This window comes from Collimonas arenae (assembly GCF_000786695.1).
Taxonomy (GTDB): domain Bacteria; phylum Pseudomonadota; class Gammaproteobacteria; order Burkholderiales; family Burkholderiaceae_D; genus Collimonas; species Collimonas arenae_A.
Window position 1 is genome coordinate 2,583,192 of sequence record NZ_CP009962.1, and the last position, 16,979, is coordinate 2,600,170.

The window sequence follows — 16,979 nt, forward strand, 5'->3', positions numbered from 1 at the left end:
TTGATTAGCGGGAAAACGGGAATTTATCGCTGTAATTAAATTCGCTCACAGGAAGTGGCGGTGCAGGGATGTGCATCGAAGCTGCTCCCGGCTTACCCCAATATGCACATCTCTCATAAATATCCCCTGGCGTACCGTTCTCAATGGCTTCCGGCCGGATTTTGATGTAGGAACCGCCAGCGCCTATCCAGACTTCCTTCTCAGCAGAAAGAATCAATTTGCCTTCCACGCTGACAATCTTCAGGTCCTTCAACGCGGTTAATGCCATCTCATCGCTTTGCGCCTGAATCTCGACCTTGCCCTTGGCCGCAAAGATTTTGATGCCGAGTTTCTGCGCAAACAGGGAGGCAGCTTCGCCAGCAGCGACGGTGAATTTCTTGATCACGCTGATATCGGCATTGCCGCCGGTAGTGGCGATCAGATTTTTTGATGCGGATAATTGCAAATGATCGCCAGAGGCGAGGGCAATGCCGGCAGGGGCGCTAAACAGTGCGCCGGATTGCTTCAGATCTTTGAGCGTGTTATTCAACAGTGCCTGCTGCTGATCGAAGTCTGCTGCAATGGCTTGCGCTTGCTTGACTGCGCCGCCTAATGCCTGCGTCTGCTGCAATGCCTGCTCCAGCTGGGTAACGGCAGCTTGCATCTCCAGTTGCTGGCCATTGGCCTTTGGTTGGGCGTCGGCAGAAAGAAATAGTCCCTTGGTGGCACGGATGCTTCCCCAAAAATCGGTACGCATTTCCAGACCCTCGCCGCGCTTTTGCTTCTTCGCGTCGACCAGATGGCCGAGATTGAGCTGGCTCTTGCCGTGCTCGGTCGCCAGCTTGACGTGTTCCTCACCCTCCCAGTCTTCCATCCGCAACTTGTTGTTGCTCTGGGTGCGGATTTCATTGCGGCTCATCCATCGGTTCTGATTGGTGATCAGGTCTGTGTTCTGACTGTCATGCAGGACATGGGCGATGTAGGGCCTGTCCGGATCGCCGTTATGAAAGGCGACGGCGACTTCAACCCCATCGATCAGCGGGAAATGAAAGCCGGTTTGCAATCCTCCTGCGAATGGCTTGGCGAGGCGCATCCAGCAGCTATTCAATCCGGCTTGACGCGGATCGCGGTCGAAGTCGAATTGCACCATATAGTCACCGGCCTTGTTCATGTAGGCGTAGGGGTAACGATCGGGTGAGGCGATGCGGGCGCTGACTGTGCCGTCGATTGTCGGCCACTCTTCTTCATTCAATGGCAGACGATAAATGCGGTCGGACGGAATGGCGGTATAGCCGTTGTGATAGGCGGTATCTCTGGCGCCGTGATGGGTGACCCTGGTGATCAGCTGGCCATATTCGGCATCCGGCAAGACTTTATTGGTGAAGCGGAACACCGCCCCGGGTATCAGGCCAAGCACATTGCTTTTACCCTTGTAGACGACTTGTTCGCACAACGCGGCTTCATGGCGCAAGCGTCCTTCCCATTCGGCCTGTTCTTTGCTCAGGTGCAGTGAGCCAAAGGCATACGATTGACCGAAGGTAGTCTTGTCGTTACGGGCCAGGTTGACTTCGGTTTCTATCGGGGCGGGTGCTGCAAGGCGGTTGTAGTCTCTGACGATATAGGATTGCGGGATCTGTTTGGCATGGGTTTCCAATGATCGTACTGCTTCGCTGCCAACGCTTTCGAGTCCGGCATCCCGACTCAATGGCGCTGACAATGCCGGACTGCGCCGGTAATGCGTGAAGTCATCGCCGAAATGGATAATTTCCCCATACTCGCCGGCATCGATCCGAAACCAGATGCCGCTGCGGCGGCACAGTCGTTGAATAAACGCCAGGTCATTCTCATGCCACTGGGTGACGATGGGGCGCTTCTCATAGTCGCGCAGCAACGTAAAACTGAAGTGGCTGTTGTCGCCGGCAAAGCCATGCTCCCGCAGGATGGTTTCAATAATTTTAGGAAATGTTTGCTCCAAAAACAGCCGGCAACGCGTAACGTTGCGCAACTGCGCGATACGCGATTCCAGCACCATTTCGTAGGTACTGATGTCCTGGTTGCTGTCCAGTTGCCGAAAGCCGGTGATGATGCCTTGGGTCTTGCGGCCTGCGCCCAAGGCGGGCAGGCCGGGTAGGGCAGGAGGGCTGATGGTGAAGGTCGCCGGCATGCCGACAAAGGCGGAGCGGGGCAAATCAGACTGGGGATGCGTCATGCGGATCACAAAGCGGCTCGGCTCACCCAATTCTTCGACGCCATCGAAACTGACCACGCTAAGGGCTTTGCCGCTGACGCCGGCGCGCGGCACATCGAGACGATAAGGCTGAAGAGCGCCAGAGCGCAGCAATCCTGTGAAATTGTCTGTATTCATGACTGCCGCTCCTTCAAGCTCATGCGCTATTGCCGTCGTCTGCAAATAAAATGGAAAATACCGGGCGACTGGCGCCCGATAAGAGTAAGTTGCTTCTCGACTTGTCGGCCGAGGCTGAACAATCGAGAGGCTTCTTCCTGGCTATCGCTTTCAGCGATTAGCGGCCTTCGTTCCAGCTGTCGGTATGAATAATGTTGCCGTCTTTGTAAGACCAGGTGATTTTTTCGTAACGCAGCGCGACTTGTTCCAGGTGGTTGTATTTCTCGCGTGCCGGGTCCTTGATGTTGTGCATCTTAGGAGACACCGAGACCACTTTGACGTTGTCCAGCTTCATGTTGTAGTACTCTTTTTCAGTACCGGCATCGTCAATCTGATACCACTTCAACTCGACCGACTTGAGCGTCTGGCCGCTGGTGACTGCTTTGTAAAGATACGGCGACGACGCGTCGAACTCTTTAACGAACATCATAGGCTTGTGCACGCGGGTACCGGTCAGTTTGCCGGTATTGCCGTCGGTCGGGATTTCAACCGCATGGTCGAACTCGACTACTTCGACGCTGCCTTCACGACCTTGAATACGGACGGAACCCTTGATGTCCGCGCCGCCGTCGTCTTTGATCCACATATATGCTGGAATTGCCATGTTTCACTCCTTGTTGATAAACAATGCTACAAAAAAGCCCCTATGCTGAGGCGCCACGATCAGGTTCCGGGGGAATCCGGTACCAGTGTGATTTCAACGCGGCGATTACGCGCGCGTCCGGTTTCGGTTTGATTGTCTGCAATCGGCTTGCTGTCGCCGTAACCTTGAATGGCAAAGCGCGATGGTGTGAGCTCCGCGGCTTCCACCAGCCAGTCGCGTACCGCACTGGCCCGCGCTATCGATAACTGTTGATTGCTGGCGGGATTGCCGACGTTGTCGGTGTGTCCGGCGACCAGGATGCGATTGTTGGGATGGGCCTTGATCATTTCCAATGCGCCCACCATGGATCGTGTCGATCCCGGCTTCAGTTGTGCCTGGCCGGAAGCGAACAATGACATGCTGTCCAACGTCACAATAGTAGGTTCCTTGGCTGGCGGCTGGTAGGACGCGATCGCCGCATTGAGCGCAGGCAAAACAGCCGCGCCACGGTACATCCCGAAGCCCAGGTGCAAGGGCACGCCGGTACGCTGATAACGCTCCAGCCGGTCGCGATCGGCAGTCAGCGCTGACAAGGCATCGCGCCGCGCTGCGTCGTTAGCCGCAGGGACCTCGACGAATCGCGCAATGTTGTCACTTGCCTGCGCCAGCAAGGCATGATTGTTTCTGGCTGCCGCCCAGCCTGCCAGGGCCAGCGCCGCAGCGATCAGGAACAACAAGTGGGCCAATGCGCGCAAACGGGGCGAGATCCAGGCGCGCTGTGGCATGGCTTCAATCAACGGCTGCGGCAGTGGCCAGCGCGAATTGCTGGCAGCGAAGCGCGGCGGGGTCAGATGCGTGCGTTCCTGCAAATGGCGGTGCCACGGAGAATGTGGATTGGTGCTTGGACCACAATCGACCCAGGCGACTCCGCACAGCGGCCACGGGGCTGCGGGCTGATTGCGGTCCTGCAGGGCAACCATCGCCACATTCCGGGTCCAGCGCATTAAATCAGGTAGACTGGCCGCGCGCCAGGCTGGGCCGGATTGTCCGTGCGCGCGCTGAGCCTGACCTTCTGCGGCTTTAATGATGGATTCAAACGCACTGGTATCCTTGATCGGTTTGCCGCTGGATAAACCGTACCAAAGCGGCTCTGCGTCATCATGGTCGCGCTGATCGGACGTCAATCGCTGATACACCGCGAGATAGCCGGGAATGCGTGTTCCCAGCATGCGCGTGGTATCGCTGCAAGCCTGCCGTATCAGACGCAGGGCATGCGTCACTGCATGATCGTCGCCATACAAGGCGGGGGCCAATGCAAGGACAATACCGTCCGGCGCCCGGCCATCGCGCCACTGCCGCAGGATCAGTGACAGGGGCGACAGATCCTGTGCGCGATCGACGCGCACCCAGATGGCGCCGTCGCCGACGTGGGCCATGCGTTTATCCAGGCCGTTGAGGAACAACTGAGGCAGGCCATCGCCCATGACCAGCAGCAACGGCATTTGCGTGCGCAGGCTGTGGGGCAAATCAGCGGTCACCGCCCCGAGCGCACCCAGCATCGCGGCGCTGCGTTCGCGCGCACGCGCAATCCGTATGGACCAAAGCGCGATCATCCCCACTGCGACCAGCAGAATCAGGACGACCAGAATCCATTTCAATTCCGGCGCCAGGTTAAAAACGCCCAGCACCAGAATCAAAGCGAGACCGGCAGCAAACGCGACTATCGCCCGGTAGGGATATCCGAAACTCAAGTCGGTCATTGCAGCTTCTGTTGCAGCAAATGGGACAACTGCAGATCAAGCGATTGTCCGAGAATGAAATACAGCAGTAACGCTGCTACTGCGGTCAATCCCGCCAGCGCCCATGGCGATAATCGATACAGCCAATCGAATAGCCGGTTGCCGTGCGAAGCGTCGACAATCAGGCTATGTTCCGGTTGTCGCTGCAATCTGTTGAGCTGAGCGTCGAGATCGGCCATCAGCGCAGTACGCTCCTTGTCGCCAGTACGCACATATCGTCCCTTGAAGCCGAGGCCGAGAACAGTGCTGTAGCATTGCAGCAATTCGACATTGGGCGGAGTTTCCCGCATGCGGGCCTGGATGCGCTCGTATATCCGTTCGCCGGCATCATGGTTCTGGAAGCGCTCTACTTGCAAGGGCTCCGCGTCCCATTCCTGCCTGGATGTCTCGGGCAGATAGCGCAATACGGTTTCGTCGAGCAGGCCACATTGTGCATAAATGACGTCCTGCTTGACGTCGATGGCGACCTTTCGTTGCTCTAACGCGTCGTCCAGCGCGGTGACCAGCTGCAGGCAATCCCGGCGTAATTCCGTAATCGTGTTCGGCGTCGCTTTCTGTGCCAGAAGCGAGACCTCAAGTGCGGTGTCGCGCAGCAGTGCGCGTATAGGCAGCGGGGAATTGAAGGTAAGTGATGTCATGGTGTGAAGGTCATCTGATAAAGGTCACGATGTAAAGGTCACGATGTAAGTACGGCAAACAATTCCAGCGAGGCGTCGCGCAACGATGACGGCAGATAGATCTGGCACGCGCGCGCCGCCAGCATCCTGGCGTGCGCCGGATCGGTGGAGTCGAGGGCGAAATACTGGTTTTCCAGGCGCACCGGGATCGCCGCCGGAACGCGTTGCACTGCGCGCAGCGGGATACCGGCCAGCGCGGCATTGACGATGTGGCCAATGTCGTCGGGACTGCCGATCTTGCACAATTTCGGAATATGTTCGATCAGTTGCAGGGCCGGTAATCCCGCTTGCACCGACAGGTAATAATCGGCGCCTTTCAGCAGCCGCTCGTCCAGGAACTGGCCGCTCCAGATCGTCGGGCTCTTTTGCGTCAGGCCGATCGGAATGACGCGAGACGGGATGATGGCGTCCAGAAGTTCCCGAATCAACGCTTCCAGTTTGCTGAAAACCTGTTCTTGCTGATTGTGATCGTAAGCCGGTAAGGAGGTCAGGGTGGTCGCCGTCGAGAACGTCATCAAGGCGCCGGCCAGGCGCGCCAACAATGCGTATAGTTTTTCTGGCGGCTGGTTTGGATGGCTCACCAGGAACGACAGATCCGGCCAATGCGTGTTAATGCAATGTAAAAGCCAGAACAGCGAGACATCGGCAACGCCGAATTCCGCGATCTGATCTACGCGTTCACGGCGCCGGCTGGACAGGGCGGTACTCTTGGCCAGCAAAATATCGGTCAGGCGGGCGACGCGCTCCGTGTGGCGCTGATGCGCCGACAGGAGCAGGCATGGAGGTACATAGGTGCGGTCGACTTCGAATTGCCCGCTCACATTACGCACAATCCGGGCAATCGGACACACCATGTTGTCCGCTTGCGTCTCGAAGTCAAACAGCAAGTGCACAGCGTGCCGTTGCACCGCCAGTTCTTCCACGCCTTCGCCGAAGAGATCCGGCGTCTTCACAAATTCGCGGAAATACCGCCGCGGCCGCGCCAGTTTTTCATCGTCGTAACGGCAATTGCCACCCTCGGCATTGAGCAAGGGCAGGGCGGCGACTACCACCGCACTTTGTTTGTCGGCCGGAATATCCCGCGCCAGATCGCGCGCCGGCGGTAGGGCATCGGCTACCGATGTATCGATGACGGTGCTGTCGGGGAGGCGCACTTTCAGGCTCGATAATTTCAATCGTCCGGCGCTGAGCGTTTCTTCGTCGATCTGTACATCGACCACACCCCAGGGCTCGGCAACGGTCAATGAAGCCAGTTGCCGCCCGCTGAAATGCGACCAGAGTTCCTGCTGCTGGAAATGTTGCGGGGTAAGAATGACCCCCTCTCCAAAGAGTGGTTTAAAAATCCGCATGACTTCCCGTCGTGTGTGTGATTGCCGATGGCGCTGGATGACTAAAAGAACAGAACATCAGTGACGGCGATCTCATTATTGCGTCAATGACACTATTTTCCGTATTGCCAAACGACATCTAAAAATTGTCATTCAATGTACAAAAATCATTTACTCGTTCATTACCCATTGAAATTCATGAGATTTCAGGATGTTTTCTCGTGGTAACAATGCCAGAAATCAAAAAAATGACATTAAAGAACATTTAACATTTCAAGCAAATTTCAAGATCTTATTTTTACTGAAAAAGATATAAAAGCAGCTACATTTAGAAGCACAAATCCCAATAAGTAAACCTGTCATTTTTGACAGGTTTTAGTTGTCAAAAAATTATGATACTAATACGTACTGATGTTTTAAATTCTCTTAAATTCAGTTACTTACATGTTTAAATCTGTCAAATAATGTAATTGTTGTCTATGGAGTGCCAGAGTTGCTAAAAACGAATTGGCCTATACTCGATTCGTATTATCCTGCCATTTTTACCATGTTTTTTCCAAGTGTCCATAAGTTTCTGTGATTCACTAAATTTAACAATTTATGGCGAGATAAAATTGACAATAGCTAGTTCGTGGGCATCTAATAGGCTTTTTTAAGTTCTCTTTATTCGATGTTTTCACTTCTCACAGGAGCATAGAATGGCCGAAAGTTTTCAACGGGAAATTCCCAAAGCGCGGGTAAATATTTCCCTCGATCTACACACTGGCGGCGCCCAGAAGCGCGTCGAGTTGCCGCTCAAATTGCTGGTGATGGGTGACTACAGCGCAGGCAAAGAAAATGCGCCGCTTGCCGAGCGCAAGAAGGTCAGCATCAACAAGAACAACTTCGACGCGGTGCTGACCGATATCAATCCGGAAGCCAAGATCACGGCCGAGAACACGTTGGCTGGCGATGGTTCGGAGATGAGCGTGGCGCTTAACTTCAAAACGATGAAAGACTTCGCCCCGGAGCAGGTGGCGCGCCAGATTCCGGAACTGCAGGCGATGATGGCCATGCGCAATTTGCTGCGCGACCTGAAATCCAATCTGCTCGACAACGGCACTTTCCGTCGTGAACTCGAGAAAATTCTCAAGGATGACAAGCTCTCCAGCAGCCTGCGCGCTGACCTGAGCCGTATCGCCTCGATCGACACCAAGCCAGGCCATAGCTGATTGGCTAGCGGCGCGATTGAAAAATTGATGACACACTGATTACGGGGAATAACATGGCTAACAACGAAACTCCACAAAGCAAGGTACCGGCAGCAGCCGCGGCAGCGGCAAAGACCGTCGTTCTCGACAACCGCAGCGTCTATGAATCGCTGTGCGACAAGATCAACCTGAAGCCGATCGACAAGGCGCGTCCGCTAGAGGCATTCCAGGATAACGACATTCTTTCGGAGTCCCCAGCTGATGAGCGCATGGCGCGTGCGGTCAGCGTGTTCCTCAACATGGTGGCCGACGCCAGCAAGAAGGTTGACCGTCTCGACAAGACGCTGCTCGATTTCCACATCGATCACCTCGACCAGCAGATCAGCCGGCAACTCGATGCAGTGATGCATTCGCCGCAGTTTCAGCAGATTGAATCGGCCTGGCGTGGCCTGCGCTTCCTGGTCGACCGCACCGATTTCCGCAAGAACGTCAAGATCGAAGTGCTGGACGTATCCAAGGATGCCCTGCATCAGGATTTCGAAGACACGCCGGAAGTGATCCAGAGCGGTTTGTACCGCCACACCTACATCCAGGAATACGACACACCGGGCGGCGAGCCGATCGGTTCCATCATTTCCAACTACGAGTTCAGCAACTCGCCGCAAGACATGGCCTTGCTGCGTAACGTCTCCAAGGTCGCCGCTGCCGCCCACATGCCGTTTGTAGGCTCAGTCGGCCCGGCCTTCTTCGGCAAGGAAACCATGGAAGAAGTAGCGGCGATCCAGGACATCGCCAACTATTTCGACCGCGCTGAATACATCAAGTGGAAGAGTTTCCGCGAGACCGATGACGCTCGTTACATCGGCCTGACCATGCCGCGCGTGCTTGGCCGCCTGCCGTATGGCCCGGACACCGTTCCGGTACGTGCATTCAACTACACCGAAGCCGTCAAGGGTCCAGACCACAATCGCTATCTTTGGGTAAACGCCTCGTTTGCTTTCGCCGCCAACATGGTCGGCAGCTTCATCAAGAACGGCTGGTGCGTACAGATCCGCGGCCCGCAAGCCGGCGGCAAGGTAGAAGATTTGCCAGTGCACTTGTACGACCTGGGCACCGGCTACCAGCCGAAGATCCCAACCGAAGTGCTGATTCCGGAAACCCGCGAATTCGAATTCGCCAATCTCGGCTTCATTCCGCTGTCGTTCTACAAGAACAACGACTTCGCCTGCTTCTTCTCGGCCAACTCGTCGCAAAAGCCAGCCCTGTACGACACCAAGGAAGCCACCGCCAACAGCCGCATCAATGCGCGCCTGCCGTACATCTTCCTGCTGTCGCGCATCGCCCACTACCTGAAACTGATCCAGCGCGAAAATATCGGTACGACCAAGGACCGCCGTTTGCTGGAGCTGGAATTGAACAACTGGATCAAGAATCTCGTCACCGAGATGACCGACCCGGGCGACGATCTGCAAGCTTCGCATCCGCTGCGCGAAGCCAATGTGATCGTGGAAGACATCGAAGACAATCCAGGCTTCTTCCGCATCAAGCTGTTCATCGTGCCGCACTTCCAGGTTGAAGGGATGGACATCGGCCTGTCTCTGGTCTCGCAAATGCCTAAAGCAAAGACTTAAGGTAAGTCTGTATGAACGGGCGATAGTCCTGCCGGGTGCAGGGCTATCGCCCTTATTTCCTTCAAGAATACAAATACAAACAAGAACGCGCGTCTCAGGAAGAGGTAGTCATGGGTATGAACGATATAGTGTCATCGCTGAAGTCAGGTGCTTTACAACCCTATGCGCTCGATGTGCCGCGCGCCGGCGCCAGTGCCAAGGATCTCAGCGTTGTCAGTTTTGAAGGCACTGAAGAGTTGGGCCAGCCCAGCCGTTTTGCGATTCGTTTAACCCATCCTCTCGCCGATTTGCCGCGCGCCAGCTTTGTCGGCATGCCCGCCACCTTTACGATTAATCCCCCTCAGTTAGCCGGGCTCCCTGCGTTAGGTGCGGGCCGCAAGATTCAGGGCGTCATCACCAGCTTTGGCGAACTCGACAACAACAAAGACGTGACCACCTATGAAGTGGTGCTGGAATCGCGGCTCGCCCAGCTGCGCAACATCAGGCGTTGCCGCATGTTTTTGGAAAAGACTTTCCCGCAAATTATCGAGGATATCCTGCGCGAACATGGCTTTGCCGGCGACGGCAGCCATTTCAGCTTTACCTTGCTGCGACAATATGAAAAGCGGCCGATCGTCACGCAATGGCATGAAACGGACCTGGCTTTTATCCAGCGCCTGTGCCGCCGATGCGGTATCTGGTTCCGGATGGATGCCGGCGAGTGGGGCGAGGTTACCCATTTTGGTGATGACTTCACCCACTACAAGCGCAAACCGGCGTTGACTGCACCGTTGTCCGCCAACGCCGGACTTGAAAGCGTCGGCGCTGAAGCGGTACATGCATTCGAGACCCATTACAAAAGCATTCCGCAATCGTTTATCGTCCGGGATTACAACCGGCTGAGCGCACCGCCGACCATCGAAACCGAAGTCAATCTGGCGCGTAACGATAAAACCACTTATGGCCAATCGTATTCCTGGGCGCCACTGCATCTGGATACCGAGCAGGCCGAATGGGAAGGGCAGCTGCGCCATGAGGCGGCGCTGTGCGAACAAATCGTCTACCAGGGAAAAAGCAACGTCCTCGACCTGGTTCCCGGCGCTGTTTTCAAATTCACCAACAAGGTCTTGCCGGATGCCGAATACGGTCAACTGATCACCAGCATCACGCATCACGGCGCGCGCGATACTGCGTACCACAACAGTTATTCCGCCATCCCTTCCGACCGGATTTATCGTCTGCCGCTACATGAAGAGGAATGGCCGAAAATCAGCGGCACCTTGAGCGCCCGCATTGCTTCGCCAAACCGCTATCCCTATGCCTACATGAACCAGGCCGGCGACTACATGGTGCAATTCGATTTCGACCGCGATCCGCGTCAAAGCGGGCTCAACAGCTGCTGGATGCGCCTCGCCAAGCCGTTCGCAGGTGGGTTGCAGACCGGCTTTCACTTTCCGTTGCTGGATGGTACCGAAGTCGCCGTGGCCTTCCACGATTCCGATCCGGACCGCCCGTTTATTGCCCATGCGCTGCATGACAGCCAAAACAGCGACCTGATCACCAATCAAAATCGCTGGATGAGCCGCAACGAAATCCGGACGCAGAGTAACAACAAGCTTCGCCTCGAAGACTGGGAGGGCGAAGAGCACGTCAAATTGGCCACAGAATACGGCAAGAGCCAGCTCAATCTTGGCCATCTGGTTGATGCCAAGAAGCAGAAACGCGGTGAGGGCATGGAAATGCGCACCGATTTTTGGGGAAGTCTGCGCGCCGCCAAGGGATTGTTCCTGTCTGCCGATGCCCAGCCCAAGGCCAGTGGCCAGCATCTTGATATGCAGGCAGCGCAGGATTTGCTTGATCAGGCGCTGCAGCAATCTCAAGCGTTGGGCGGCGCAGCAAAAGCTGCGCAAGCAATTAGCGCCGACTACGACAAACAGAAGGCGCTACTCGAAAACACCTTGAAGCAACTCAAGCAGGCCGGCATTCTGGTGAGCGCCCCTGCGGGCATCGGCCTCGCCTCGGGCGGCCACTTGCAACTGTCCGCAGCACAAAATCTGATCGCTACTGCCGGCGGTAATGCCGATGTGAGCGTATTGAAGAAATTCACCGTCGCCGCTGGGGATGCGATATCGCTGTTTGCACAGGCGCTCGGCATCAAGATTTTTGCGGCCAAAGGCAAGGTCGACATTCAGGCGCAGAGCGATGAAATGGCGCTGACAGCCTTGAAGGATTTGAAAATCGTCAGTGTTGATGGAAGGCTGATTCTATCTTCCCAGAAAGAAGTCTGGATCGGCGCCGGTGGCTCTTATATCAAAATCACACCGGAATCGATTGAGAATGGTACGCCCGGCGACATCCTGGAGCGATGTGCGGTATGGAACAAACCGGGCGCGGCCTCCATGCGCATGCCTGCTCCCGCATTGCCAAAAGGCCAGCTCAAACTATGTGAATTCACTGCGTCCGCAGCGGATGCAGAAGGCGCCGGTATGATTCGCGGAGCTGCCTGATATGAGCGGATTAAATCAAGATATGCTTGAGACGCATGCCTATGCGCTGATCAACCCTCTGCAAGTAGATCCAGCTAACTGGCAAGATTTGCCGACTATCCCGGTTGTGCCTGCATCCTTCCAGAGCCAGCCAGAGTTATTTCCGGTGCTGCTGAAACTTAACGATCTTGAACCTGCGGTGCGGATAGCGTTGCTGAGCCGCGCCGAAACATGGGAACATGGAAGTGATTACCCCTGGTTTTCGGCGCTGCTAGATACTCCCGCTCCGGCGGAACAGATTCAGCAGCATCTTGCGAGTTGCATGGAGCTGCACCAGCTTACCGGGGAGGTAGATCTGATACGTATCCACGATCCGCGGACATTCCGTCATTTACGTTGGCTGCTGGATGAGCAGCAATTGGCAGCTTTGCTCGGGCCGGTTAACACCTGGAGCTGGCGCGAGCCAAATGGGCAATGGCGCAACCACCGCAATACCACCCGCTCTGCGACGGTTTTTCAATTGTCACTGCAGCAGCAGCATCAATTACTGCGCCTGGGGGAGGTGAATGCCACATTGCAGCATCTCACCCGTGTTGCGCCGAACTTACATGACGATGACGCGCTTGCACGGCGCATTGACATACTGCTTGCCGAAGCCTGGCATACGCACCTGCTTGCCGATCAAACAGATCGTCAGCTTTACGCGATTCAAGCACTTCGTTTTCACCCGGATATTCATCAGCATCCATTCATGCGCAAGCGGCTGGAGCAAGTTCACGCAGAAGCTATCAGCTACGTCGGCGCCTGCGCCGAACTGGATGAGCCGGCCATGCATCGTTTCGCTGAAGAGCTACGCATTTCTAAGGATCGTACATGAACGCAGCACAAACGTCCCCAACCCCGCCAAAAACCTGCCAGTTCTGTAACAAGAAGGGCTTGCCGGTGCTGCCTTTGCGTTACGCGGTGGCACGGGAGGGCATGGGCAATGCACCGAAGCTGTCGGCGCCGTTTGTGGTCGGCGACAAAGAAACTGACCTTGGCAAGAGCCTGGCGCTGCCGGAGAAGCTGGCGCACTACACGCTGCGGCTATTGCGGCCGGGCTATCTGTACGTGTTCGATGAAAAGCGCAGCGAGTGGAGCGCCTACATGGTGATGGATGGCGCCTACCTGTTCGAATTCGACATCCGTGCCAAAGCGCCGCCGGGTGGCTGGGGCAAGGTGGATTTCGCCTGCAAGCGCGAGGGCGATGCGATGATCGCCCGCTGCATCACAGTCAAGGACGCCCCGCTTGCGACCAAGGTCTGGTTGGGGTTTTCAGATGTGACCTGGACCGAAGAAGTACTGAAGAAGCACGACAGCGCCGATTACCGCAAAGCCCACATGCAGTGCCTGGACATGGCCGCCTGGCGCAGCGGCGCGTCGCAGGCGCATGCAGCCGATTTCAGCAAGCTCTCCAGGTACGTGGCCGAATATACGGTCGACCCAGCCGGCTTGCAGCACGAAACGGTGGTCTACGTGACCAAGTACTTGCCTAAGCCCTATACCAAGCCAGAACAGCTCAATGGCAACAAGGCAGAAGACAAAAAGGCCCTGACGCTGCTTTCCAGATTGATCCTGGAGCTGTGGCCGCGTTCGATCAGCACGGTCACGCCAGAGCTTACCCGTATGGAGTCCGCAGCCTGGGCCTTTTCGACGCAACCGTTTTACCTGCAGTCGACCGATGCGCAGCCCATGGCTATTTGGGGGGACAAGGCAGCCGCGCCGTATCGTCCTGTGATGCTGGCGCTGGATGATCCCACCGGCATCGCCATGGAGCTCAGCGGACTGGCGATGCAGTTCAGCGCCGAATTTACCGAAGAGCCCCAACGCAAATGGCAGTACGAAACAGCGCTGACCATCAATGCATTGAAAGACGCGGTAGGCAACGGCGCGCTCAAGGACGATATCGCCAGCAACCAGGGCGCGAGCGACATGATGGATGGCATGGCCCATGCCATGGACGCCGATATGGGCATGAGCTACGTCATGAAGCTGCAAAGCGCATCGGAGCAGGCGCGCATCAAAAAGACGCATGACGACATCGCCGACCAGCGCACGGCGCAAGGCGACGCGATCAAGGCCGACGGCTGGAAAAAATACGGAAAATATTTCGACGAACCGGCGCAACAGAAATATCTGAACGTTACCTATCCGGCAGAGCTGCACAGCTTTGCAGAAAAAAATATTGCACCGCTCGATCTCAGCTATCTGGCCTGGCTCAAGAGCAAAACCTTCCAGGCCTGTCTGACGCATAACTTCGACTCTAAAAACCTCTCCAGCGGCGAAGCCTACCTGGCGCTGGTGACGATGGTGATCCACAACACCAGCGGCCGTACCGCTGTCGGCGACTACCTGGCCCAATGCCTCCAGCAAGACCCTGGCAAGCCGGAAGCCTGGGTCATGCGCGCCTTCGCCTTCAATCAGGACAAGCTGGTGCAAGCCTGGATTGATGCAGCGGCAGAAAAGGGAACGTCCCCCTCATCAAAGCTGAGCGATATCATCGCCACCCTGCATGACAAATTCAAGGATGTCATCGTCGACGGCGAGAAACGCGAACTCAAGGGTTTCCTGGCCGGCCCGGTGAACCGTTATGTGTACCAGTTGTTCGGTCCGGCCATGGAAAACCTGAACAAAGCATTCAACAGTGTCCCTGCCGCCGCTGCCGGCAAGATGCCGCCGTCGGCGAAAAGACTGGTGACGATGCTTGGTAATGTAGCGCTGGCGGAAAACCCTCATATGATCATGGTCGACCTGCGCGGCGAACTGACGCGCAAGGACGCCGTGCGCACGCTGTCGGCGATGGTGGCAAAGCTCGGCGGCGGCGACGAACAAGCTTACCGCAGCGGCGTACGCAACGCGCTGGCAAAAATGGGCAATGCCGAAGGCAAGGTGTATCCGTATAAAGGCGTGATGCTGCTCGATAAAACGGAAGCAGGCAAGCTCACCGGCCTGAGTGGCAATGCGCGCACAGAGGCCGTGGGCAGCATGGTGCTGAAGCCGGACCAACTGGAAAACCTGATGGAAAGCCGGATCAGTAAGCTGGGCAATATAGAAGTCAAGGGCGGTACGGTGCAGTCGCTATTGTCGCTGGTGCTGATGTGCAGTGCCTTTGGCGAGATGACGAAAGAGCAGGCCAAGGGAAATTACTTTGGTGGCAAGACGTTCAATTTTGCGGCGGCAGTAACAACGCTGGCGGGAGGCATTACTGAGACGACGGGTCACGCTCTGACGGCCACGTCCTGGGGGGGAGCGAGGACGGCTACGCAGATAAAATTTATGGCGATCAAGATGGAGACTAGAGCTAGTTGGCTGACCGGTGGAGGTAAGCTGCTTGGGGTTGTTGGAGGAGTAATTGCGGGAGTTGTGACGTTCTTTGAGGGAGTTGAAATGCTAAATAAAAGGCCTGTACTTGGAGGTGTCACTATGGCATTAGGGATCGGATCGGTAGTCGCTGCTATGTTACTCCTTGGAACTGCAACCGCAGGTATGGGCTTTGTTCTAGGCATATTGATTGCCATAATACTTGGGGTTGTTGGATGGTTAACACCAAATGCCTTGCAGGATTGGTTGAATCAGTCTGGAATCTTTGGGAAACACGAAGGGGGCGAAAAATATGTCGGTCCTATTCCACAAATGTTGGCGCTGGAAGCTTTGAGTAAGGGAGACTAATTATGTATTCAGGTTGGTGGACCCCTTTTAGTATTAATCGCCCGCTTACTCAAGATGACCGCGCTGAAGTTCTTCCTCACTCCAGTCGCCTTGATGTTGAGCCGAATGAAAGAAGCGGACTTATTCGCTTCAATTCAACGTATATCGATTGGATAGATCGGCGATTCTTCTTACGCGGAATGTTAAAAACCTTTCTGTTATTAGTGGGATGGTTAATATTGTTATGTATGTTTCTCTTTATAGTCAAAGGATTAATTTTCCCCGGAGATGTGGAGAGGATAGGATATCTGATTCCATTTCCAGTTGCATTCTTGGGAGTCGCGGCAATCTATTATGCGTTTCTCCGATTTGAATTTTTTAGCTACGTTTATTATCCCATTCGCTTCAATAGAAAGACGCGTATGGTGCATGTCTTTCGCCACAACGGTTCGGGCGGGGTGCTGAGTAGACCTTGGGATGAGATTTTCTTTCATCTCGGACATGGAACCGATCCAGTTTCCTTACGCGATATTCGCGGTGAAATTTTGGACGGCGATATGGTGACGGACACATTCGCATTGGGACATTTCTTTGAACGTCCTCAACCAGTGCTTGAAATGTGGGAATTCATTCGTCGTTATATGGAAGAAGGTCCGGAAGCTGTTGGTGAACATCCGTTGGATCGTTACGTCAGTTTGTCCGTGACCGACCGTTTCAAAAACTGCCTGATCATGAGCAGAATATTCTATGGTGCGGAGACTCCTTTCACGCAGGCTATTAGCTTGCCTTTGGTCGTGCTGTCGGCGGTGACACGCTGGTTGATCTTCAAGACCTGCAAGGTTCCGGTGTTCCCACCAGAGATTGAAGCCGAGTGCGTGGTGGAAGCCAACGATCCGAATGTTTGGCCAATACCGGAAACGAGCGGGCAGTTTGCCGCAGAAAACCCGGCGATCATGCAGCGCGCTGTCGAACGTGCAGAAAAGGCTGCTAGTCGATGAATGGTCATCGGGCTACGGTTATCTCTCCCAACAACTCAGCTGCAGCAGACAATGTTGACGGGCGGTTGTGGGGGAGCATCGTCATAATTTTTGCAGCTATTTCTTACCTCACACCTAATGTTTTGCAGGATTGGTTCAATCAGTCAGGCATTTTGGGGAAACATGAAGGGGACGAAAAATTTCTCGGCTTGGTTCCGCAGATGTTGACACTTGGATCTTTAGGTAAAGGGGAATAAAA

The 16,979-nt window shown here is 55.3% G+C and carries 12 protein-coding genes; 7 read left to right on the forward strand and 5 right to left on the reverse strand.

Going from position 1 to position 16,979, the window contains the following annotated elements; genetic code table 11:
• Nucleotides 1-4: 4 nt before the first annotated feature.
• From LT85_RS11500 to tssK, 5 genes are all read right to left on the reverse strand, one after another.
• Nucleotides 5-2,344: a type VI secretion system Vgr family protein gene (locus tag LT85_RS11500; protein WP_052135092.1), complete on the reverse strand. Its 2,340-nt coding sequence runs from the start codon at nucleotides 2,342-2,344 to the stop codon at nucleotides 5-7.
• 157 nt (nucleotides 2,345-2,501) lie between these two features.
• Entirely contained in the window at nucleotides 2,502-2,987 is a 486-nt protein-coding gene (locus LT85_RS11505; protein WP_038488813.1) for an Hcp family type VI secretion system effector, read from the reverse strand.
• 59 nt (nucleotides 2,988-3,046) lie between these two features.
• A complete protein-coding gene (locus LT85_RS11510) occupies nucleotides 3,047-4,726 on the reverse strand; it encodes an OmpA family protein (RefSeq protein ID WP_038488816.1) in 1,680 nt (559 codons plus the stop codon).
• Nucleotides 4,723-5,403: a DotU family type IV/VI secretion system protein gene (locus LT85_RS11515; RefSeq protein WP_052135093.1), complete on the reverse strand. Its 681-nt coding sequence runs from the start codon at nucleotides 5,401-5,403 to the stop codon at nucleotides 4,723-4,725. Before LT85_RS11515 ends, LT85_RS11510 begins: the two co-directional genes overlap by 4 nt.
• A gap of 38 nt (nucleotides 5,404-5,441) precedes the next feature.
• The gene (tssK, locus tag LT85_RS11520; RefSeq protein ID WP_038488821.1) at nucleotides 5,442-6,791 is read right to left on the reverse strand and encodes a type VI secretion system baseplate subunit TssK; all 1,350 of its coding nucleotides are present in this window, start codon (nucleotides 6,789-6,791) and stop codon (nucleotides 5,442-5,444) included.
• 677 nt (nucleotides 6,792-7,468) lie between these two features.
• Between tssK and tssB the strand changes: the two genes are divergently transcribed.
• From tssB to LT85_RS11555, 7 genes are all read left to right on the forward strand, one after another.
• The gene (gene tssB, locus LT85_RS11525; RefSeq protein WP_038488824.1) at nucleotides 7,469-7,981 is read left to right on the forward strand and encodes a type VI secretion system contractile sheath small subunit; all 513 of its coding nucleotides are present in this window, start codon (nucleotides 7,469-7,471) and stop codon (nucleotides 7,979-7,981) included.
• Nucleotides 7,982-8,034: 53 nt separating this feature from the next.
• Nucleotides 8,035-9,591: a type VI secretion system contractile sheath large subunit gene (tssC, locus tag LT85_RS11530; RefSeq protein WP_038488827.1), complete on the forward strand. Its 1,557-nt coding sequence runs from the start codon at nucleotides 8,035-8,037 to the stop codon at nucleotides 9,589-9,591.
• 110 nt (nucleotides 9,592-9,701) lie between these two features.
• Entirely contained in the window at nucleotides 9,702-12,077 is a 2,376-nt protein-coding gene (locus LT85_RS11535; RefSeq protein WP_156117498.1) for a type VI secretion system Vgr family protein, read from the forward strand.
• A 1-nt stretch (nucleotide 12,078) separates the two neighbouring features.
• Nucleotides 12,079-12,933, forward strand: a complete 855-nt coding sequence (locus LT85_RS11540) for a DUF4123 domain-containing protein (protein ID WP_052135094.1) — start codon at nucleotides 12,079-12,081, stop codon at nucleotides 12,931-12,933.
• Nucleotides 12,930-15,764, forward strand: a complete 2,835-nt coding sequence (locus tag LT85_RS11545) for a T6SS effector BTH_I2691 family protein (RefSeq protein ID WP_038488830.1) — start codon at nucleotides 12,930-12,932, stop codon at nucleotides 15,762-15,764. Before LT85_RS11540 ends, LT85_RS11545 begins: the two co-directional genes overlap by 4 nt.
• Nucleotides 15,765-15,766: 2 nt before the next feature.
• Nucleotides 15,767-16,741, forward strand: coding sequence for a DUF6708 domain-containing protein (locus tag LT85_RS11550; protein WP_081992283.1), 975 nt, complete (start codon nucleotides 15,767-15,769; stop codon nucleotides 16,739-16,741).
• Nucleotides 16,738-16,977, forward strand: coding sequence for a hypothetical protein (locus LT85_RS11555; protein WP_038488833.1), 240 nt, complete (start codon nucleotides 16,738-16,740; stop codon nucleotides 16,975-16,977). Before LT85_RS11550 ends, LT85_RS11555 begins: the two co-directional genes overlap by 4 nt.
• Nucleotides 16,978-16,979: the final 2 nt, after the last annotated feature.

Coding starts and splice junctions, on each gene's coding strand:
- LT85_RS11505 (WP_038488813.1), bottom strand. CDS start 2,987: ATGGCAATTCCAGCATATATGTGGATCAAAGACGACGGCGGCGCGGAC.
- LT85_RS11545 (WP_038488830.1), top strand. CDS start 12,930: ATGAACGCAGCACAAACGTCCCCAACCCCGCCAAAAACCTGCCAGTTC.
- LT85_RS11540 (WP_052135094.1), top strand. CDS start 12,079: ATGAGCGGATTAAATCAAGATATGCTTGAGACGCATGCCTATGCGCTG.
- LT85_RS11500 (WP_052135092.1), bottom strand. CDS start 2,344: ATGAATACAGACAATTTCACAGGATTGCTGCGCTCTGGCGCTCTTCAG.
- LT85_RS11535 (WP_156117498.1), top strand. CDS start 9,702: ATGGGTATGAACGATATAGTGTCATCGCTGAAGTCAGGTGCTTTACAA.
- tssB (WP_038488824.1), top strand. CDS start 7,469: ATGGCCGAAAGTTTTCAACGGGAAATTCCCAAAGCGCGGGTAAATATT.
- LT85_RS11555 (WP_038488833.1), top strand. CDS start 16,738: ATGAATGGTCATCGGGCTACGGTTATCTCTCCCAACAACTCAGCTGCA.
- LT85_RS11550 (WP_081992283.1), top strand. CDS start 15,767: ATGTATTCAGGTTGGTGGACCCCTTTTAGTATTAATCGCCCGCTTACT.
- tssC (WP_038488827.1), top strand. CDS start 8,035: ATGGCTAACAACGAAACTCCACAAAGCAAGGTACCGGCAGCAGCCGCG.
- LT85_RS11515 (WP_052135093.1), bottom strand. CDS start 5,403: ATGACATCACTTACCTTCAATTCCCCGCTGCCTATACGCGCACTGCTG.
- LT85_RS11510 (WP_038488816.1), bottom strand. CDS start 4,726: ATGACCGACTTGAGTTTCGGATATCCCTACCGGGCGATAGTCGCGTTT.
- tssK (WP_038488821.1), bottom strand. CDS start 6,791: ATGCGGATTTTTAAACCACTCTTTGGAGAGGGGGTCATTCTTACCCCG.